At 56.9% G+C, this 20994-nt stretch carries 18 protein-coding genes and 1 pseudogene; 12 read left to right on the top strand and 7 right to left on the bottom strand.

The features are described 5' to 3' along the window. Positions 1-29 precede the first annotated feature (29 nt). The gene (locus R3F50_14345) at positions 30-281 is read right to left on the bottom strand and encodes a PepSY domain-containing protein (protein ID MEZ5491482.1); all 252 of its coding nucleotides are present in this window, start codon (positions 279-281) and stop codon (positions 30-32) included. Positions 282-479: 198 nt separating this feature from the next. Then, on the bottom strand, positions 480-1010 hold the full coding sequence (locus R3F50_14340) for a glycine zipper 2TM domain-containing protein (GenBank protein MEZ5491481.1): 531 nt from the start codon (positions 1008-1010) through the stop codon (positions 480-482). A 451-nt stretch (positions 1011-1461) separates the two neighbouring features. Between R3F50_14340 and R3F50_14335 the strand changes: the two are divergent. From R3F50_14335 to R3F50_14325, 3 genes and pseudogenes are all read left to right on the top strand, one after another. Further along, positions 1462-1674 (top strand): annotated as a pseudogene (locus tag R3F50_14335) (cold-shock protein). A gap of 69 nt (positions 1675-1743) precedes the next feature. Further along, positions 1744-2889: a fatty acid desaturase gene (locus R3F50_14330; GenBank protein ID MEZ5491480.1), complete on the top strand. Its 1146-nt coding sequence runs from the start codon at positions 1744-1746 to the stop codon at positions 2887-2889. Positions 2890-3115: 226 nt separating this feature from the next. After that, positions 3116-3625 (top strand): TlpA disulfide reductase family protein, encoded by a 510-nt coding sequence (locus R3F50_14325; GenBank protein MEZ5491479.1) that lies wholly within the window; start codon positions 3116-3118, stop codon positions 3623-3625. A 216-nt stretch (positions 3626-3841) separates the two neighbouring features. Here R3F50_14325 and R3F50_14320 read toward each other — a convergent pair whose 3' ends face one another. Then, a complete protein-coding gene (locus tag R3F50_14320; GenBank protein ID MEZ5491478.1) occupies positions 3842-4858 on the bottom strand; it encodes a serine/threonine protein kinase in 1017 nt (338 codons plus the stop codon). Positions 4859-5212: 354 nt separating this feature from the next. Here R3F50_14320 and R3F50_14315 point away from each other — a divergent pair, with 354 nt between their 5' ends. Continuing rightward, positions 5213-6523: an aminotransferase class I/II-fold pyridoxal phosphate-dependent enzyme gene (locus R3F50_14315; GenBank protein MEZ5491477.1), complete on the top strand. Its 1311-nt coding sequence runs from the start codon at positions 5213-5215 to the stop codon at positions 6521-6523. A 309-nt stretch (positions 6524-6832) separates the two neighbouring features. On the opposite strand, the gene R3F50_14310 is transcribed toward R3F50_14315, so the two are convergent. Further along, positions 6833-7177 carry a DUF1820 family protein gene (locus tag R3F50_14310; protein MEZ5491476.1) on the bottom strand — a complete coding sequence of 115 codons (345 nt, stop codon included), beginning with the start codon at positions 7175-7177 and terminating at the stop codon, positions 6833-6835. Between the two features lie 203 nt (positions 7178-7380). Between R3F50_14310 and miaB the strand changes: the two genes are divergently transcribed. The 8 genes from miaB (at position 7381) to R3F50_14270 (ending at position 18579) form a co-directional block, all read left to right on the top strand. After that, positions 7381-8751 carry a tRNA (N6-isopentenyl adenosine(37)-C2)-methylthiotransferase MiaB gene (gene miaB, locus R3F50_14305; protein ID MEZ5491475.1) on the top strand — a complete coding sequence of 457 codons (1371 nt, stop codon included), beginning with the start codon at positions 7381-7383 and terminating at the stop codon, positions 8749-8751. Positions 8752-8854: 103 nt separating this feature from the next. After that, positions 8855-9880 (top strand): PhoH family protein, encoded by a 1026-nt coding sequence (locus R3F50_14300; GenBank protein MEZ5491474.1) that lies wholly within the window; start codon positions 8855-8857, stop codon positions 9878-9880. 46 nt (positions 9881-9926) lie between these two features. Next, positions 9927-10340 (top strand): rRNA maturation RNase YbeY, encoded by a 414-nt coding sequence (gene ybeY, locus R3F50_14295; GenBank protein MEZ5491473.1) that lies wholly within the window; start codon positions 9927-9929, stop codon positions 10338-10340. 45 nt (positions 10341-10385) lie between these two features. After that, positions 10386-11267: a transporter associated domain-containing protein gene (locus R3F50_14290; protein MEZ5491472.1), complete on the top strand. Its 882-nt coding sequence runs from the start codon at positions 10386-10388 to the stop codon at positions 11265-11267. A gap of 191 nt (positions 11268-11458) precedes the next feature. Continuing rightward, positions 11459-13942, top strand: coding sequence for a leucine--tRNA ligase (leuS, locus tag R3F50_14285; protein ID MEZ5491471.1), 2484 nt, complete (start codon positions 11459-11461; stop codon positions 13940-13942). A 117-nt stretch (positions 13943-14059) separates the two neighbouring features. Next, positions 14060-14584 carry an LPS assembly lipoprotein LptE gene (gene lptE, locus R3F50_14280; GenBank protein MEZ5491470.1) on the top strand — a complete coding sequence of 175 codons (525 nt, stop codon included), beginning with the start codon at positions 14060-14062 and terminating at the stop codon, positions 14582-14584. 7 nt (positions 14585-14591) lie between these two features. Further along, the gene (gene holA, locus R3F50_14275) at positions 14592-15644 is read left to right on the top strand and encodes a DNA polymerase III subunit delta (GenBank protein ID MEZ5491469.1); all 1053 of its coding nucleotides are present in this window, start codon (positions 14592-14594) and stop codon (positions 15642-15644) included. Positions 15645-16152: 508 nt separating this feature from the next. Then, entirely contained in the window at positions 16153-18579 is a 2427-nt protein-coding gene (locus R3F50_14270) for an acyl-CoA dehydrogenase (protein ID MEZ5491468.1), read from the top strand. Between the two features lie 165 nt (positions 18580-18744). Here R3F50_14270 and R3F50_14265 read toward each other — a convergent pair whose 3' ends face one another. The 3 genes from R3F50_14265 to R3F50_14255 all read right to left on the bottom strand — a co-directional run bounded on the left by R3F50_14265 (position 18745) and on the right by R3F50_14255 (position 20914). After that, on the bottom strand, positions 18745-19329 hold the full coding sequence (locus R3F50_14265) for a PEP-CTERM sorting domain-containing protein (protein MEZ5491467.1): 585 nt from the start codon (positions 19327-19329) through the stop codon (positions 18745-18747). A 353-nt stretch (positions 19330-19682) separates the two neighbouring features. Continuing rightward, positions 19683-19946: a DUF4404 family protein gene (locus R3F50_14260; protein MEZ5491466.1), complete on the bottom strand. Its 264-nt coding sequence runs from the start codon at positions 19944-19946 to the stop codon at positions 19683-19685. Positions 19947-20158: 212 nt separating this feature from the next. Then, positions 20159-20914, bottom strand: a complete 756-nt coding sequence (locus R3F50_14255) for a haloacid dehalogenase type II (protein MEZ5491465.1) — start codon at positions 20912-20914, stop codon at positions 20159-20161. Between the last annotated feature and the right edge of the window lie 80 nt (positions 20915-20994).

The following is a 20994-nucleotide window of genomic DNA, read 5'->3' as shown; positions in this document are numbered from 1 at the left end:
CAGGACAGGTGGAACTGGCGGGAGGCTTATCAACCCCCGCTCACTGCGCCGGTCGTGGCGTTTACGAAGACAGTAAAAATCTTGCCCTCGTTTTCCATGCGAATCTGATAACGACGATTCTGTCCCTGCCCGACCAGTGAAATTCGCAGCACGTTGCCGGCAAACCGCTCCCGGGCCAGACTGACTGCCTGGCGCTCCGAAATCCTTGGCGCAGGAGCCTGAGACTGCCGGACATCCCGAGGTGAACTGTTGTTGTTGATGTCCAATTGTCCAGGCTGCACGACTGGGGCCACCTGGGAGAAACCAGATGACACCGGCGCGACAGCCATGGCTGCAATCAAACAGAGTTTACAGAACTTGAACAATGCTAACCTCGAATGTGTACGCCTGCGCAGGCCAACTGGTAAAACCGACTGAAGTGCCATCAGCGTGACACCGCAACACTGAAACCGGACGACGACTGACGGTGCCGGACAACGCTACAGTATCGGCTCAACCGATACCCTTAACTGTATCTCGCTTCCCGGATCGGAATCGGTGCGCATAGTGTAATCCTTGCCATTGTAGCTGTAGGTGACGTTATAACCGACTATCCGTTCTTCTTCACGGGATCGGTAAACTGTCTCACAACGCTCGACCGTCTCCACCTCTCGCACGCCGGGGCCCTGATTCTGGCGCATGATATCACGTGCCACTGAGTGACCCAATACGGCGCCCACCACGGTACCTACCCGCTGATTGGACTTATTGTGACCTACCGCATTGCCAATAGCCCCGCCCAGGATAGTGCCCAGGATCGCTGGTGTGTGCGATTCGCTGCCGCGGGAATTCCGCTCTACCAGGTATTCCTCTTCCCAGCACTGCTCCTGCGGGGTGGATATTTCCACGACCTGGATAATGGGCCGCACGTCGACAACCGGGGCATACTCGTACTCGACCTGGGCCGCTAGCGATCCCGCAAACAGCGACACGGTCAGAAAAATACCTGTTCTAATCATTTGTTGTTTCATTTTCATTGGACTCCCGCTCTGGATCCCGATTCAGTCAGCTTTTTAATTCCCGGGACAGGTTTCCCTATCCCGTGACCCGCAGCATAGCCTCGCCAAGCTGAATCCAACCTGAAAGAACCGGGGAGCCCGGTGCCATCCTGCGGGCAGGCTACGGTGGTTTTATTTCTGCTGAGGGCTGGTTTAGAATTGCCCGGGTTTCACCCGCACCCTTTTAAGAACTAGAAGAATCGAAAAGAGAATCAACATGTTAATTCGCCTACTCTGTATTGGCCTGGCCGTCACCGTGCTTAGCCTTGTGCCAGGTTATTTATTCCTGCCTCAATCGCCCGAGGTATCGACCGGCGCCCTGCTCGGGACATTCGGACTGTCCACCTTACTGATTTCAATGCTTTCCGCCTGGCTGGGCTACCGGTTCATCCAGCCGACAGAATCCTCAACTGTGAGGTTGTCAGAAGAAACACGGGAACTCGGCACCGTAAAATGGTTCAATGCCAGCAAAGGGTTTGGCTTTATCACCCGGGACAGAGGTGACGATGTTTTTGTCCATTTCCGGTCTATACGGGGGAAGGGACACCGCGTACTGCGGGACGGCCAGCGCGTGGAGTTCCTTGTTTGCGAGGGATCCAAGGGGCTACAGGCCGAGGATGTCGCCGTAGCCGGTTAAGAATCCGTCATCTGCGGAATAGAGCCGGCTGTACTTCGAATTGGTTTTATTAAAGAAGGACTCAGATCTATGAGCAAGGCACCCATCAACTGGACCAATATGTTGTTGTTCAGTCTCACCCCGCTGTTTGCGGTTACTCTGGTGCCCCTTTACGGGTATTTCTACGGCTATGATCTGTTTGAATGGGCCGTATTCGCCTTGTTCATGGCATTCTGTGGCTTCTCCATTACTGCAGGCTACCACCGTTTGTGGTCGCACAAGGCCTACAAGGCGCACCCCGCCATCAAGGTCCTGTTCGCCCTGGGTGGTGCCTGTGCTCTGCAGAATGACGTGTTGACCTGGGCATCTGACCATCGGCGCCATCACCTCCACGTGGACGACAATGACCGGGATCCCTACTCCGCAGGCCGAGGATTCTGGTTCTCCCATATCGGCTGGATCCTGCGCCGCTATCCCAGCGGCCTGAAAGACTTAAGCAACGTCAAGGATTTGCAGAAAGACCCCATACTCCGCTGGCAGAGTCGGCACTACCTGTCACTGGTGCTGATCATGAACATCGCTCTGCCGGCCCTGATTGGCTGGCTGCACGGCGACCTGCTTGCCAGTCTGCTGCTGGCCGGACTGTTGCGCCTGGTTCTCAGCCAGCATGTAACCTACCTGATTAACTCCCTGGCACATAAGTGGGGAAGGCAACCCTACAGCATCGGGAATTCAGCGCGGGACAATGGCCTGCTGGCTCTGATTACTTATGGCGAGGGTTACCATAACTACCACCATGCCTTTCAATGGGATTACCGGAACGGTATTCGCTGGTGGCAGTGGGATCCCACCAAATGGCTGATTCGCGGCCTGTCGTTGTTCGGACTGACCCGTGACTTGAGGCGCTGCAACCCGGCCAGTATCGAGGCCGCACGGGTGGAACTGCAATTTCAACAGGCCGCGGCCAAGTGTGACCTGCTGAAACTGCCGGAAAAATGGCGAGATCGGCTGGAACAGGAATACCAGGAATTGCGTGCGACCCTGAAACTCTGGAATCGCCACCGCATTTCCTGGTATGAAGCCAAGAGCCACAACCTGCAGGAATCTCTCAGCCAGTTTGACCTGCTGCTGATACGTGATGCCTACCGGGAGATGCACTATAAACTGAAGTTCCAGCGCAAACGCTGGGAATTCATGCTGCAGAACTTGACCAATCCGGGCCTGGCAGGCGCCTGATCCCCGATAGAGGCGATATGCAGGGGATTTCGACCGGACGACTACTCAACAGGTCGTACGGAGAGTCAATATCCCTGAATCAGGCTGGCGAGACTCGTCTGGAGAGCCGGGCTTACATATAATCTACTGGCACCGGGTAAGCGACTAAGGTGCGGCCTGGGCCTGCCAATTACCCGGGTTAGCGCGCAATTTGACTAGTTTCGGCAACACAACCAGGATATTCAATATGTTCAAAAAAATGCTTAGTACACTGACCGCCGTCACCCTGGGCATGGGCCTGCCACTATCGGCGCTGGCAGTGGAGGAAGGCGATCTGGCCCCGGATTTTACCCTGGCCAACATTCAGGAAGGTCAACCGGACTTTACCCTCAGTCAGTTACGGGGCAAAGTGGTTTACCTGGATTTCTGGGCCTCGTGGTGTGCCCCCTGCCTGTTGTCTCTGCCTCTGTATAACGACCTTCACAACAAGTACCGGGACCAGGGCCTGGAAGTAGTCGGGATCAATATCGACAATCCGGTTGAAGACGGCCTGGATTTTCTGCTGGACACCCCTCTCGACTTCATTATTCCCGCTGACCCGGACGGGGAAACCCCGGCCCAGTATGACGTTTATGGCATGCCGACTTCCTACCTGATAGACCGCGAAGGGGTGGTGCGAATGGTTCACGAGGGCTTTCGCAATGGGGACATCGAATTGATCGAGGAAGAAGTAAAGGCTCTGCTGGAGCAACAGTAGCGAACAGGACATCCAGCGGGAGTGGTGAACATGATCAGATCCGCAGTCATGGTCAAAAAGCCCTGCAGGGGCTCGGCCTCCTCCTGAGTTCGTGCACACCTCTCAGTGCATGGGAACAGGGCCATCCGGCCAGACGGGAAATGGCCTGGGACCCGGCCTGAAGTCAGCGCTGGACAGCCATGTGTTCTTCAGCAAGGAAGCTTCATCGGGCGGCACTCAATAACCAGGACCCCCGAAATTAAACAGCTGCAGCGGCGGCTCATCAAGCGCAGCCTGCTGCTCGCGAAGTTCTAGCACATGGTCAGACCAGTAGCGGACCGAATTGAACCAGGGAAAACTGCGCGGGAAAGCCGGATCCTCCCAACGTCTGGCCAGCCAGCCAGCGTAGCGGATGAGGCGCAGTGTTCTCAGCACTTCAATGTATTTTAATTCGGCCGGCGCAAAATCACAGAATTCAGTGTAGCCCTCCAGCAACTCCTGAAGCTGTCGCTGACGCTGATCCCGCTCACCGGACAACAGCATCCAGAGATCCTGTATCGCCGGCCCCATGACCGCATCGTCAAAATCGACAAAAAAAGGCGTTCCCTGGTGCCACAACACATTGCCCAGGTGACAGTCACCATGAATCCGGAAAAACCGCACTGAATCAGCGAAGGAAAAATCCGCCTGAATCCTGTCGATGAGATCCCTGGACACCGATTCGTAGGCAGCCCGCAATTCTGGTGGAATAAAATCATTCTCCAGCAGGAACTGCCTGGGCTGCACGGCCATTTCCTCGACACTGAGCCTTTCTCTCGTCAAAAAGGGTGTCTTGGCGCCAATCAGATGAACCCGCCCCAGATAGCGACCGATAGTCAGCAGACTGTCCATCTCATCCAGCTCGGGAGCACGCCCTGCCAGACGGGGAAAGACCGCGAAACGGAACAAGCCATCGTCCAGCAGCGTCCCCCTGCCCTCAAAGTCCAGCGGTGCCGCAACGGGAACTTCCAGCTCCTGCAACTCAAGGGCAAACTGGTGCTCCTCAAGTATCTGGGCATCGCTCCAGCGTCCAGGGCGGTAGAATTTAACCACGACCGTTTCTGCGCCTTCGATACCGACCTGGTATACACGATTCTCATAGCTGTTAAGGGGATAGATTCGTGCATCACAACAATAGCCCAGCGCTTCCAGTGCCGTCATCACCCGGTCGGGAGTCAGGGCATCGTAGGGATGGGAGGATATTTCTGAAGACATGGCGGCTCAATAAAGGCTGTAGGACTGGCTGCAGCACTATACAGCAATTCCTTCTCTTACTCTCTGGCCCTGAACTCGTGGACTGGGTAAACTTGCCTGTCTGCTGCGAGCCCTTGTGTGTCTGGGGTGACACTCCTGCCGCAGACGGCCCTGACAGGGTAACCCTGGCCAGGCGCCGCAATACTCTGCGATTGATCAGAGTTTCGCCGGGCAGGAGGTGTATAAGAGTTACAAGTGTATAAGAGTTACAAGATAGGCAAGAGTTGCCAGATCGATCAAACACCCCGATAACAGGTTCCTGGTTTGGCTGCAGGAACCAGGTGCTTAATTCTTTTTCTATTTCAGGAGCCGGCATTGAACCCAGACTCTCCCGCCAGCGGCGATAACCGCAGTGAATCACTCGAAGATCGGCTTCAAGAGCTACAGGCCGAATACCAGAAAATCCTGACCCAGGGGGTCAGTCTCGATTTGACAAGGGGCAAACCTTCGGCTGCCCAGCTCGCTCTCAGTGACTCACTGGATGGTATTCTGGAGGGCAACTACCGGGCTGCTGATGGCACCGACTGCCGTAACTATGGCGGCGGGCTCGGGATCCCCGAAGCGCGCCAGCTGGCAGCCGATTATCTTGGCTGCCGGCTGCAGCAGACCCTGGTGGGCGGTAACAGCAGCCTGCAGTTGATGTATCAGTGTGTGCTTTACAATCACCTGTTTGGCAGTTCGGACGGTGAGTCCTGGAAGAAGGAAGCGGGAACTGGCAAGGTCAAATTCCTCTGCCCCGCGCCGGGCTATGACCGCCACTTTTCTGTTTGTGAGGCGCTGGGCATCGACATGATTCCCGTGGCGATGGATGACGCCGGCCCGGACATGGACCAGGTAGAGCAACTGGTGCAGTCGGACCCACTGATCAAGGGTATCTGGTGCGTCCCTAAATACTCCAACCCCAGCGGGGTTGTGTATTCCGATGACACGGTGCAGCGGCTTGCCAGGCTCGGCAGGCTCGCCGGCCGGAGCTTCCGCATAATCTGGGACAACGCCTATGCGGTGCACCACCTGGTGGGAAACCCGCCTGAGCTGGCCAACATCCTTACTTTGTGCGAACAGAACGGCACCCTGGATACTGTCTATGCCGTGGGGTCAACCTCCAAGATCACCTTTGCGGGGGCCGGCATGGCCTTTCTGGCCAGCTCGGAGGCCAATATCAAGGCACTGTCAGAGCACCTGTCTTACGTAACTATCGGGCCGGACAAGGTGAATCAGCTGCGACACGTCAGATTCCTCCGCGATACCGACACCATTGCGGCCCACATGGAAAAGCAGCGTGCGATCCTGAAGCCAAAATTTGACCTGGTATTGCAGCACCTGGAGTCCGCTCTGGGTGGCAAAACCGTCAGCGGACAGCCAGTTGGAACGTGGACCGAACCGGCTGGTGGTTACTTCGTGTTGTTTGATACCCAACCGGGGCTGGCTGAAGAGGTGGTTTCACTGACCGGGGCAGCCGGCGTCAAACTGACCCCGGCCGGGGCAACCTGGCCTTACGGCAAGGATCCGGAAAACAGCAATATCCGACTGGCCCCGTCTTTCCCGGAGCTGGGCGAGATAGAAGCGGCCATGAAAATTTTTACGCTGTGTGTGGAACTGGCAACCGTGAAGCGGGCTCTGGGTTAAGCAGTACGCTCCTACTGGCGGGCGGCCGGATCCGCAGCCGAGGCGGGCGCTCCCACACACACGGAACAAAACCCGGTGGTTCTCAGCAACTGAAAGGTATTCGGACCCTGTTTTAACCGCCTGAGCGAAGCCCGCGGCTGGCTTTTCGATGCCGGCTAGTAGGCTGGCGGACTTAACCGATCGTAACGAGGGAAAGCCGGTTTGAGTCAGATTTTTCGATCTTTTGAGGCGAATAGTTGACCTATTTAACGAAAAAGATCGGGAAATCCGGCTTTTCCGCCGTAGATCAGTGTTAAGTCCGACAGCCTCCTAGACCGGATCACTGCGGCCACGATCGGATTTGCCCCCTGGTATTTGCAAAGGGAACGGCGTGATGTTATCGCCGCTGGTGACTTTGCTGATGCCGCCTTTTTCCACCTCGTCGATACGCATGATAGCCTGCATGGGGATAAAACTGCGTTTGACGTCGGCAAATTCCGCCTTGAGCTTTTCCTCCGATGGATCCACCACGACCTGGGTTCGTTCATTGAAGACGAACTCCTCGACCTCGATAAACCCGTACAGGTCGCTCTGGTAAACCTGGCGCACAAATATTTCGTAAACCTTCCCCTTATTAAGAAAAGTGATCTTGTATATTTCAGTTGGTTTACCCATGGGTTCCTACCTTTGCCGTGAGTTGCGTCGGTGTGTGGCCGAAGGTGTCCTGTTCGCAGCAACACCCTGCTAGCCTACCGCTAATATCCGGCTATTGCGATGATTTTCAAGCCGAGGACCCGCACAAATCCGGAACCCGACCAAATTACTGCTATACTTGCGCCAGTTTTCTGGCACTGATTTATTTACCTGACGATACGGCAATGACTGACAGTTTGGAAAAACCAGCAATCCACAATCCGGACCAGCCCCCACAGCCACGCAAGGTGTTCATTAAGACCCATGGCTGTCAGATGAACGAGTACGATTCATCAAGGATGCTGGATTTACTCCGGGAGCACCAGGGCGCCGAACTGGTTGACGACCCGGCCAGCGCCGATCTGCTGCTGCTCAATACCTGCTCGATTCGGGAGAAGGCCCAGGAGAAAGTTTTTCACCAGCTGGGTCGCTGGCGGGCTCTGAAAGAGCAGAACCCGCAGTTGAAGATAGCCGTGGGAGGCTGTGTAGCCAGCCAGGAAGGCGCTGCTATCGGCCGTCGAGCCCCTTATGTGGACGTGGTTTTCGGCCCCCAGACCCTGCACAAACTGCCGGAGATGCTGGCCGCCGCGACCGGTTCAGGGCCAGTGGTGGATATCAGCTTCCCGGAAATTGAGAAATTTGATCGCCTGCCGGAGCCGGAAGTAACCGGCTGCCAGGCTTTTCTGACCGTCATGGAGGGTTGCAGTAAATACTGCAGCTTCTGCGTCGTCCCTTATACCCGCGGCGAGGAAGTCAGCCGGCCACTGGACGACGTGCTGGCGGAGGCTGTGCATCTGGCCAGTCAGGGTGTCAGAGAGATCAACCTGCTGGGGCAGAACGTTAATGCCTATCGTGGCCTGAGCCATCAAGGTGAGATTATCGATCTGGCGACCCTGATCAACTACGTTGCCAGCATCGACGGAATCGACAGAATCCGCTATACCACCTCGCACCCGGTAGAATTCACCAGCAACCTCATTAATGTATACGGCCAGGTTCCGGAGCTGGTCAGCCACCTGCACCTGCCGGTCCAGAGCGGGTCCGATCGCATCCTGGCCGCCATGAAGCGAGGGCACACTGCTCTGGAATACAAATCGATAATCCGCAGGATCCGGGCTATTCGCCCGGACATCAGTCTGTCGTCGGATTTTATCATCGGCTTCCCCGGCGAGACCAATCGCGACTTCGAAGACACCATGAACCTGATTATCGAAATCGGATTCGATCTTTCCTTCAGCTTTATCTACAGTGCCCGCCCCGGCACGCCGGCCGCCGACCTGAAAGATGAAACCCCCGAACAGGAAAAGAAACACCGGCTCGCCACCCTGCAGGCACAGATCAATGCCCAGGCCCGCGCCATTGCCCAGGCCATGGTAGGAGGCACCGAGCGTATTCTGGTAACCGGCCCGTCGGTAAAAGACCCCGGCGAATTGCAGGGTCGCACCGAAAACAACCGGGTGGTCAATTTTCGCTGCGATGACTACAGCCTGATCGGACAGTTTGCGGATGTAAAAATTCTTGACGCTTACAGCAATTCCCTGCGCGGAGAGCTCTGAAGCCCATCAAGATCAATAATTGTGGCATTAAAATGCTTACAACCGGTGTCAGATTGGTATACTACCGGCACTATGATCAGCTCGAGGTTCTGACCCCCGTTTCATGACCGAACAGATTCACTCCCGGAGCATAACCCTGCTCCCAGACAATGCGCAGCGCCTGGCAAGCCTTTGCGGGCGGCTCAACGAGCATATTCACCAGATCGAGAATTCCCTGGCGGTTAAAATCCAGCAGCGCGGCAACCAGTTCCGTCTGTCCGGCTCGGAGGCAGCTATTGAAGGTGGGGGGAAGGTGCTGAAAGCCCTTTACCTGGCTACCCGGAATGGCGAAACCCTGAGCCCCGACCAGGTACATCTCGCCCTGCGCGAGTCTCAACAGGAAGACGCCCCCGAGCAGGGGCCTGCTGACGAATCGTTAATCCGCACACCTAAAAGCTCCGTCAAGCCTCGTACCAGACACCAGCAGGACTACGTCAAGTCCATCAAGCAGCATGATATCAACTTCGGTATCGGTCCGGCCGGCACCGGTAAGACTTACCTGGCGGTAGCCTGCGCGGTGGAAGCCCTGGTGCAGGAGCAGGTAAGCCGTCTGCTTCTGGTCCGCCCCGCAGTTGAAGCCGGGGAAAAGCTCGGTTTCCTGCCGGGTGACCTGGCCCAGAAGATCGACCCCTATCTGCGCCCCCTTTATGATGCTCTCTACGAAATGCTCGGCTTCGAGCGGGTCGGACGGCTGATTGAGAAAAACGTCATCGAGGTAGCGCCACTGGCCTACATGCGCGGCCGAACGCTGAACAATTCCTTTATCATCCTGGATGAAAGCCAGAACACCACGGCCTCCCAGATGAAAATGTTTCTGACCCGGATAGGTTTTGGCTCTACCGCGGTTATAACCGGCGACGTTACTCAGATCGACCTGCCGAAGGGGACCCGATCAGGCCTGGTCCATGCCACCAAGGTACTCGAAGGCATTGACGACATCGGCTTTACCTATTTCGACGCCAGGGATGTCGTGAGGCACCGGCTGGTACAGAAAATCGTCGAGGCCTACGATGCCCATGACCGCCAGACGATTGCCAATCTCGGCCCGGACAACGCCTCGATAAACGACCGTGAACAGCGTGAAAGTTGAATTGGACAACGGCTGTCCGGACCACTGGGTTCCCCAGGCCAGCGACATGGAAACCTGGTTGACCGCCGCCAGCCGCCAGTTGGCGCGGCCCGGAAAACCGCTCTTCCTGAGTATTCGTGTGGTGGATGAAGCGGAGTCGGCGGCATTGAATCGTGATTACCGAGGCAAAGACTCGCCAACCAACGTGTTGTCTTTCAGCTGCGAATTGCCGGACCAGGTGCTAGACAGCCTGGCAAGGCTGCCACTGGGTGACCTGGCAATCTGTGCGCCTGTAGTACTGGCGGAAGCCAGCGCGCAGGGCAAGAGCCGGGAGGCTCACTGGGCACATCTGCTGACACACGGATTCCTGCACCTGCACGGCTACCGGCACGAAACCCCTGAAGAGGCGGAAGCCATGGAGTCGCTGGAAACAGACGTGCTGAAAACACTGGGTTTCCCAAACCCTTACCTGATTAACTAGGGCCTGTTAACACTTTTACAGCGGCAACATGAGATTCAAGCGGACATGACCGAAGAGCCATCTGATACCGAGCAGAAACCCCGCTCCTGGCTGGACAGAATTACCCAGATCTTTTCCGACGAACCCAACGACGTGCAGAGTCTATTGGCGGTGTTACGTAATGCCGAGCAGGACAAGGTTCTGGACTCCGATGCGCTCAGCATCATCGAAGGTGCGCTGCAGGTATCCAACATGCAGGTCCGGGAAATCATGATCCCACGCTCCCAGCTGGTGACAGTCTCCGCCACACTGTCACCCCAGGAGATCATCGAGCAGGTGGCGAAGGAAGCTCACTCCCGTTACCCCGTTATTGGCGAAAATATTGACAGTGTGCTTGGCATTCTATTGGCCAAGGACCTGCTGCCTCTGGTTTTACAGCAGAATGTCGACAAGTTCTCCATCAAGGATATTGTGAGACCTGCCACGTTCGTACCGGAAAGCAAGCGACTCAACGTGCTGCTGAAAGAGTTCCGCGAAACCCGACACCACATGGCGATTGTTATCGATGAGTATGGCAGTGTCTGCGGAGCGGTAACCATTGAAGATGTACTGGAACAGATCGTCGGGGAAATCGAAGACGAATACGACGTCGACGACGAGAGCTACATCAAGCGATTTGATGATGAAAATCATATCGTCAAAGCTCTTACCCCCATCGACGAGTTCAACGAACACTTCAATACCGCATTCAGCGAACAGGAATTCTCCACCATCGGCGGGCTGGTTCTGCAGCGCTTTGGCCATATTCCGGAGCGGGACGAAAAGATCAACATTGGTCCGTTTCTGTTTACGGTCCTGAATGCAGACAGCCGCCAGATCAAACTTCTCAAAGTAACTTCCAGCCTGTTGGACGCCGGTACGAAAAAGATTTCCAAACTGGGTCGCTAGGGGACCTCTGACTGATTACCACAACACCCTGATATTAAGGAGCCTCTGATTAATTACCACAACGTTCTGCACTTTAGTAATTAATCAGAGGTTCTCCAGTACGAGCCGGCATTTGGTGAAACATCCACCCTGGGGTATTCTTGACCCCGCACCGAACCGGTGTCTCACAGCATGCAGCGAATACAGAAACCATGAGCAGTATTAACGATACCTACACCCCCGCTGAGGTGGAATCAGCGGCCCAGCAATACTGGGAAACCAACGACAGCTTCCGGGCCGAGGAAAACACCGGCAAGGAGAAATTCTACTGCCTGTCCATGTTCCCCTACCCCAGCGGCCACCTGCACATGGGCCATGTCAGGAACTACACCATCGGTGACGTGATCAGTCGCTTTCAGCGCATGCAGGGTAAGCATGTGCTGCAACCCATGGGCTGGGATGCGTTTGGCCTGCCGGCCGAGAACGCGGCCATCCAGAAGCAGGTGCCGCCGGCTGGCTGGACATACAGCAATATCGACTACATGCGCGGGCAGTTCAAACAGCTGGGCTTTGCCTACGACTGGCACCGGGAACTGGCGACCTGCCACCCGGGCTATTACCGCTGGGAGCAGTGGTTTTTCACTCGCCTGTTCAAGAAAGGCCTGGTCTACAAACGGGAGGCCGAGGTCAACTGGGATCCGGTTGACCAGACTGTGCTGGCCAATGAGCAGGTTGTCGACGGGCGTGGCTGGCGGTCAGGCGCCCTCGTGGAGCGCCGCAAGATTCCCCAGTGGTTCATCAAAATTACCGATTACGCCCAGGAATTGCTGGACGACCTGGATAAACTTGACGGCTGGCCGGAACAGGTGCGCACCATGCAAACCAACTGGATAGGCCGCTCGGTAGGTATTGAACTGCAGTTCGAAGTCGCTGACCAGGATGACGCGGCCTACCAGACTCTGTCTGTCTATACCACCCGTCCGGATACGCTGATGGGTGTGACCTATGTGGCGGTAGCCCCTCAACACCCGTTGGCTGAACTGGCCGCTGAAACAAACCCCGCGGTCAGAGCCTTCATCGAAGAACAGTCCCATACCAAGACGGCCGAAGCCGACATGGCTACCATGGAGAAACTCGGTATCGATACCGGGCTGCAGGCCATTAACCCCATCAGCGGCGACCAGGTGCCGGTCTACGTGGCAAATTTCGTACTGATGAGTTATGGGTCCGGCGCGGTCATGGCGGTACCGGGACACGACCAGCGGGACTGGGAATTCGCCCGCAAGTACAGCCTCCCGGTTAAGCAGGTCATCCAACCCGCCAGCACCGACACGCCCTGTGATCTGGGCAGTGAAGCCTTTGTTGAAAAGGGCCTGCTCATCAATTCCGGGCAGTTTGACGGCCTGAACTTTGAGCAGGCGTTTTCGGCCATCGAGAAATTTCTGACCGAGCAGGGCAAAGGCCAGCGCCAGGTGAATTTCCGCCTGCGGGACTGGGGCGTATCCCGGCAGCGCTACTGGGGTACTCCGATTCCCATCATCAACTGTCAGCAGTGTGGCACCGTACCGGTACCCGAGGAAGATCTCCCGGTGCTGTTGCCAACCGACATTGAGTTCGACGCCAGCGGCTCACCACTCAAAAAAATGCCGTCGTTCTACCGGACCAGCTGCCCGGAATGTGGCGGCGAGGCCGAGCGAGAAACCGATACCTTCGACACCTTCGTGGAATCTTCCTGGTACTATGCACGCTATGCCTGCCGCGACCTGGACGATGCCATGCTCGACGAGCGGGCCGACTACTGGCTGCCGGTGGATCAGTATATCGGTGGCATAGAGCACGCCATCCTGCACCTGCTGTATGCGCGCTTTTTCCACAAACTGCTGCGTGACGAAGGGCTGCTGAGTTCGGACGAACCCTTCACCCGGCTGCTTACCCAGGGCATGGTATTGAAGGACGGCAGTAAAATGTCCAAGTCCAAGGGCAACACCGTCGACCCCCTGTCCCTGATCGAAAAGTACGGTGCCGACACAGTCCGCATGTTCACCATGTTCGCCGCGCCACCGGACCAGTCGCTCGAATGGTCCGACAGCGGCGTGGAAGGCAGCTATCGTTTTCTGAAAAGGCTGTGGAAAATAGTGGCGGACCATCAGCCAGCGGATCCGGCGAAGCTGGACCATGGCAACCTGAGCGAACGACAGCAGCAGTTCCGTTTTGCCATTCACAGTACGCTGGAGAAAGTCGGCGACGATTTCGGCCGCCGGCAGACCTTCAATACCGCCATCGCTGCGGTGATGGGGCTGATCAATGACACTTACAAGTTTGTCGAACAAAGTGACACCGATCTGGATAACGCCCTGGTTACCGAAGCACTGTCCACGGTGGTACTGATGCTGGCGCCCGTAGTGCCCCATATCTGCCACGTTCTGTGGCAGCACCTCGGGCACAGTGAAGCGGTCATTGATGCACCCTGGCCCACAGTGGACAGGGCGGCACTCAAGCAATCCACACTCGTTATAGTCCTGCAGGTCAATGGCAAGCTGCGGGCCAAGATTGAGGTGGACAAAGACGCCGATCGACAGACTCTGGAAAAGCTGGCCCTCGACCACGAAACCATCCGGCGCTATACAAGCGAGGGCGAGGTACGCAAAGTCATCGTCGTACCGGGCCGACTGGTTAATGTGGTGGTTTCCAGCTAAGGGATGGGTGCAGCATCGCCAACGATTAAGACGAAGAGTAAGTCGTAAAAAAACGGGGCGGCTGACCGGCAAGACCATGACCAGGCACCCGGACCTTATTGGAGACAGGAAATCTTAATGGCAACCAGACTGTTTAAAAGCCTTTTAGTGGCGCTGCTGCTGCCTGTCCTGTCTGGTTGCGGTTTCAGCCTGCGAGGCAGCGATGCCCTGTCAGCCAGCCTCCCGGAACTGCAGCTCTACCTGCAGCAGCCCGGCGATGAGATCGCCGGGCTGCTGCGCCGCGCCCTGCAGGATGCCAACGTGGCGGTGACGGAAATCGACGCCGACACCGTTAACCCGGGCCTGCCGGTACTGATTGTGGGCGCCGAACAACGGCGCATCAGACCCATCACCGTCACACCCCGGGCCAGGGCAGCCCAATATGACATCCGCATGACTCTGCCGGTCAGCATGATACAGGGTGAAAACCAGCTGCTGGGCCCTGAAGACCTGATAATTCAGCAGGTCTACTACGAAAACACCGGCAATATCACCGGCACGCTGGAGGAGCGCGAAGTCATTCAGAGTGAATTGCGACGTGAGCTGGTAAACCGCCTGTTGCGCCGCCTGGAGGCGGCAACGAGCAACGGTACGGCATCCTGAAAGCACCATGCAGATAAAGCAAGCCGGACAGCTGCTGCCCAGCCTCAAAAAGGATCTCAAACCCCTGGTCTGGATCGCCGGTGACGAGCCCCTTCTATTGCAGGAAGCTGCCGATGCCGTGCGCAGTTTCTGCCGGGAGAGCGGCTTCGAAGAGCGGGAAGTCTTCAACGTCGATCGCAGTTTCGACTGGAGTCAGTTCAAGGAGACTGTCAACAACCTGTCGCTGTTTTCCGAGCGCAAGCTGATTGATCTCAGGCTGGCCTCCCCCAAGCTGGAGGAGCCCGGCCGGCGAGCCTTGCTGGACTACCTGGAGTCTCCCAATCCCGACTACCTGCTGTTGATCACCAGTTCCCGGGTTGAACCTGCCACCCTGAATACCAAGTGGTTCAAGACCCTGGAGAAAGCCGCGTGGTTTCTGCCCGTCTGGCCCTTGTCCGTGGCCGAACTTCCCGACTGGCTGGGGCAGCGCCTGATGAAAGCAGGCCTGCGCCCAACGCCTGAGGCGATTCAGTTACTGGTGCAGCGCATCGAGGGCAACCTGCTGGCCGCAGTACAGGAGATTGAAAAACTCAGGCTGCTGACCAACCCCACCGGAGACAGCGCTATCGAACTGGACGCCGAGATGGTTCTGCAATCCGTGGCAGACAGTTCCCGTTACACGGTGTTCACCCTGCTGGATGCCGCGCTCAGCGGAGACGCGGTTCGAAGCCTCAGGATACTCCAGGGGCTGCGGGACGAAGGCATTGAACCACTGGCGATTCTGGGCGCCACCAGCGCCGAATTGCGCCGCCTGCTGCCGCGGACAAAGCAGGTGGAAGCCGGGCAGCCGGTTGCCCGGGTAGCTGACGAAGCGGTCGGGCGCAACTTCAAACGCAAGGCGCCTGTGAGTCGCGCCCTGACGCGTCTGCGGTCGGCCCAGATTTATCGGTTGCTGGACCAGGCCCGGGTGGTCGACTACACCGTCAAAGGGCTGCATGACGGCGACCCCTGGCAGGAACTGGAGATCCTGTTCCTTGCACTGTGTGGCGTCAATCTGACTGCGCTTAGGCGCGCCGGATAACTTAGTAGCGCCTTTCGACCATCTGGTAGCTGCCGGATAATTCAGCAGCGCCTCTCGGCCCTATCTGGCAGCCGCTGCCAGAACGTCACGCCCGCTCGGCAACCAGGCATCCCATCTGACTGATGGCTGAGATAGCGCTACAATGGTTCCAGTTTCAAATCTGGATAGCCGTCCGGCTCCGGTTTCGGCTTGCTCTTCTGCTTTGAGTCAGGTTGCTGATCCGCTTTCGGATGGGATTAGTAGTAGACTATTACCCGGTCTCAGTTTTCACCATTCAAAGACTGGTTTTCCGACCAGTGAGAGACAGATTCGAGACTGGTCATGGGGGGCAGATACTGACAGAAACACAAAGTTCCCTGGGCCCAACTGAGCAACCTGGAACTGTTTTTTACGTCGTGACGGCCACGCAGAGAGTTTGTCACCGGCCTGCCAGGCTCACACCTGGCCAGCTTCAACAATTCGGCGCTTGTCAATCAACCTGCCACCGCTTCACTCATCAGGAGACACTATGGACACTCTGATTCAAGTCATCATCGCTCTCGGCGCTATCTGGGTCTTTGCCTACAGGCGTGCCCGCATGGAGACCATCCTGTTCGTGCTTACGCTGGTACTGATAGGCACCACCTGGCTGTGGGAGTTGGCCATCCTGCCCTGGCTGATACTGGTGCTGGTAGGTTTTTTCTTTTTTGCCGAAGGCGTTCGCCGACAGCTGTTAAGCCGGCCGATCTACCGTTTCTTTCAGCGCGTGCTGCCACCCATGAGCACCACGGAAATGGAAGCCCTGGAAGCCGGCGATGTCTGGTGGGAGGCCGAGTTGTTTCAGGGCGATCCGGACTGGAAAGAATTTCTGGGCTACCCGAAACCGGAATTAAGCGCCGAAGAACAGGCCTTCCTGGATAATGAAACAGAGAAACTCTGTGCCATGCTCGACGACTGGGATATCGTCCAGCTCCGCAAGGATCTTTCTCCGGAAGCCTGGCAGTACCTGAAAGACGCCGGTTTTCTCGGCATGATCATCCCAACCGAATACGGCGGCAAGGGCTTCTCCGCCCTGGCCCATTCCTGCATCGTCACCAAGCTGGCCACCCGCAGCGCCAGCGCGGCGGTGACCGCCATGGTCCCCAACTCCCTGGGGCCGGCGGAGCTGCTGATGAAATACGGCACCGAAGAACAACGGCAGCGCTACCTGCCCGGCCTGGCCAAAGGCACCGAGATCCCCTGCTTCGGGCTGACCAGCCCGGAGGCCGGCAGCGACGCCGGAGCTATCGTCGACCAGGGCATCGTCTGCAAGGGTGAATTCAATGGCGAGGAGTGTCTGGGCCTGCGCCTCACCTGGAATAAGCGGTATATAACCCTGGCTCCTGTGGCAACGGTACTGGGGCTGGCCTTCAAGATGTTCGACCCGGACCAGCTGCTGGGTGATCAGGAGGAACTGGGCATCACCGTCGCTCTTATCCCTACCAGTCATCCAGGCGTCATACACGGCAACCGCCACTACCCCATGGGCATGGCCTTCATGAACGGCCCCACCCAGGGCAACGACGTATTCATCCCCCTGGACTGGATCATCGGCGGCGTGGAGTACGCCGGTAAAGGCTGGCAGATGCTGGTGGAATGCCTGTCGGAAGGCCGCGCCATCTCCCTCCCCGCCCTCGGCACCGCCGTCGCCAAGGTAAGCTACCGGCTGACCGGTGCCTACAGCCGTATCCGCCGCCAGTTCAACCTGTCTATCGGAAACTTCGAGGGTATCGAGGAGGCACTGGCGCGCATCGCCGGCTATACCTACCAGCTGGAGGCCTCGCGGGTAATGACTGCCGGCGCCGTGGATCTGCATATCAAACCCTCCGTGGTGTCGGCAATCGCCAAGTACCACATGACGGAGAATTCCCGCCAGGTGATCCAGGATGCCATGGATGTGCACGGTGGCCGCGGCCTGATCCTCGGCCAGAGCAATTACCTGGCCTATGCCTACATGAGCACACCGATCGCCATCACGGTAGAGGGCGCAAATATTCTGACCCGCAACCTGATAATCTTCGGCCAGGGCGCGATCCGCTGCCATCCCTTTATCTTCCGGGAAATGCAGGCTGCCAAGGACCCGGACGAGAAGGCCGGACTGAAAGAGTTCGACAGCCTGTTCTTCCGCCACGTGGGTTATACCATCAGTAACTTCGTGCGCACCCTGAGTCTGGGCCTGAGTGGCGCACGGCTGGCCCGCGCACCGGTCAGCGGACCCACCGCGAAGTACTACCGGCACCTGACCCGCATGAGTTCCGCCCTGGCGCTGGTGTCCGACATCGCCATGATGCTGCTGGGTGGCGGTCTGAAGCGCAAGGAGCGGCTCTCTGCCAGGCTTGGCGACGTACTCAGCAACCTGTATCTGGGCTGCGCCGTATTGAAATATTACCGCGACAACGGCAGCCAGTCGGACGACCTGCCCTATGTGCACTGGAACCTGCAGACCGCTCTGTACAACTGCCAGGTAGCACTAAAGGAGTTCTTCGAGAACCTGCCCAACCGCCCGGTGGCCTGGCTGTTGCGCCTGATCGTCTTCCCCTTCGGGAGTTCCTATCGACTGCCAGACGACCGGTTAGAGCATCAGATAGTCCAGACCATGTTTACCGACAACGAACTCCGCACCCGGCTCACCAGCCTGACCTATATCGGTGACCGTGACGAGGACCCAGCCTTCGTTATCGAGAATGCCTTTCAGCAGCTGCTGGCCACCCGGGATACCCGCAAGGCGATCCGCGATGCTGTCAAGCAGGGTAAGCTGCCGGCTACGCAGGATGACGAAAGCCTTGCAAAAGCTGCCGTGGAGAAGGAGCTTTGCAGCCAGGAGGACGCGGATGCCTACCTGGCGGCAGAACGGGCCAGGTACCGGGCAATTCAGGTGGATGATTACCCGGCGGAGTTTTTCAGTGGCGGGGATTGATTGGTTTGCGGAGAAAAAGCCTCTGTAACCGGGGTGCAATCCTGTAACACGCCGACGACGCGTACGACAAATTCAAATACAGCCCGTAAAAAACCCGCCTCTGGAGGCGGGTCGGGATTTTTCAGCACCAGATCGTTTCTTATTGGATTTGTGTAGCCCTTCTTTCTAACTGCGCAGGCGTCTACTACCGAGGACTAATCCCAGCAGGCCTATACCAAGCAACGCGATGGCGGATGGTTCAGGAACACTGGCATCCCGATAGAATCCCGCTATGTGAGCAAAGTCATTACCTTGGTTCGCCACATAGAAATTGTCGAAGGACCCATCGATACGCAGGCTGGCGCTATCGAACCGATAAGCGGTGTAGTCATCACCTGTCCCCCTGACTCCCAGGACGAAGTCTATCGGCGTGGAGGCCGGACCAGTGACGCTGAATCCGAACATATAGGGGCTATAGGCAGGTATCGCACTGCTCAGGCTCCAGCCGGACGGAACGACCGGCGGTCCGGTATCGTCATATCCGCCGCCCTTCTGCGACTTGCCAATATAAGAATACGGAGCACCCCAGCCCAGCCCGTTGACGAAGTTAGTCTCAGCGACCGAGTCAGACAGGGCTGTATTGTCGGTGGCGCAAGCGCTGGAAATGGAGCCGTTAGCGGATGCATCCATTATTGCACAAGCCTGAGCTTGAGAAGACAGCCCCAGCAGTGCTGTGAGCGCAAGTAAAAGTGTTGGAATTGTGTACTTCATGTTTTCAAAATCCTTTGAAAGACGAATTATCCTTAACAGGCAAATTACATGAAATATTCATGCCAAGATATATTTTTCTAATATTTACAGCGCATTACATTCCTTAAAACAAGAAAGTGTCAGGAATTTTTACAAAAAATGGGTTCTTCCTTAAAAACTGTGTCACTTTCCCCGACAGTGGCACTTTTCTTACATTTCCCCGTCACTGGTCTCACTTCAACCATTCTTCCACCCGCCTCTGTAATATCCCTATAGCTCATACCAGCAGGTACTACATAGACCAAAAGAGCAAGGCTACCTGCAGGCAGAACGGATTGGCAATTTGACTCCGCTAACCTCGAGCAGAGCTGCAATCATATTCCAATTCGGCTCAAATTGTTTATCAATTCCCGTATTGTCTTTTCCAACATCGGATGCCGCGCGGCAAAGGTGGCCTCCAGGGCAATCGCATCATCCAGAATCGTATTCTCGGACGTGTCCACTTCCGGGTTTACCAGGTCCTCAATATCCGCTTCCAGCTTCCTGGCCACATTGACTGTTTCGTCATCGACTTCGGCGATTTTCTCGAGTTCACTGATCAGTTCAATCATTAACTCTCTGACTCGTTGCTCGCTCAATGTCTGCTCCTTTTCCACATACCAAGATGCGGCGCATTGTAACCGAGGATCCCGGGTGCAGACCATTCTGCTGTAACCCTGATGTGCACAATTCTATCAGCCTGGGTTGGAGCGGAAGTTCAGCCGTCCTGAGAATCAATTGTTGCGAGCTTCCAGGGCAGGGTTCCTGCTACTTGCCCGCCATGCGGTCCGACCGGGGCACACCCCCGCCATCAGGCCCCTAACTGTATTGCCAGGTCGATAAAATCCTCGGCACGAATAGTGTACTCATCCGTGGTATTGCGCTCTACCCGGCGCTGTGGGCCCCGCTCCAGTGGCCGGTATACATACGCGGTCTTAAAGCCCAGCGCGGCGGCGGCGCGCAGATCCCCGGGGTGGGCGGCCACCATCAAAACCTGCTCGGGCTGCAGGCTCAGCAATTCGGCCGCCTTCAGGTAGGCTTCAGGGTCCGGCTTGTAGTGACCGGACAACTCGGCCGAAAGGATTGTATCCCAGGGAAGACCGGCATTTTTTGCCATATTAAGTAGCAGTGACACATTGCCGTTGGAGAGCGTGGCGATCACGTAGCGGGTTTTCAGGCGGTTCAGCCCCGCTACGGTATCAGGCCAGGGCATCAGCCGGTGCCAGGCCCTGTTGAAATGATCCAGCTCTGCCTCACTGAGAGACGCGAGCCCGAATTCCACCACCAGTTCATCCAGGATCATGCGGTGCAGGTCATCGATCTTGGTCCAGGGTAATACCCCACTTCGCACCTTGTTCATGGCCGGGCCATAACCTCCCCGCCAGCGATCCGCAAAAGTCGCCCAGTCCACCTCATAGCCTTTCTGGGCAGAGAGCAGCTGGCCCTCCCGCACAATCGAGGCCCACCAGTCCACCACGGTGCCGAAGACGTCGAAGATCAGAGCCTGTACGTCTCCGATGGCTGTCACTGTCGCGCTGTTCTGGGCGCGGGCCGCAGGTGTCAGCATCAATCCTGCCGCCCCCGCCAGCATGGCACCGGAAGACAGGGTGAGTAAGTCGCGACGGTTGAGAGACGGGACGTCCCTGG

Source organism: Gammaproteobacteria bacterium (assembly GCA_041395725.1).
Classification (GTDB): domain Bacteria; phylum Pseudomonadota; class Gammaproteobacteria; order Pseudomonadales; family Pseudohongiellaceae; genus NORP240.
This window is presented reverse-complemented; position numbering and strand designations above follow the sequence as displayed.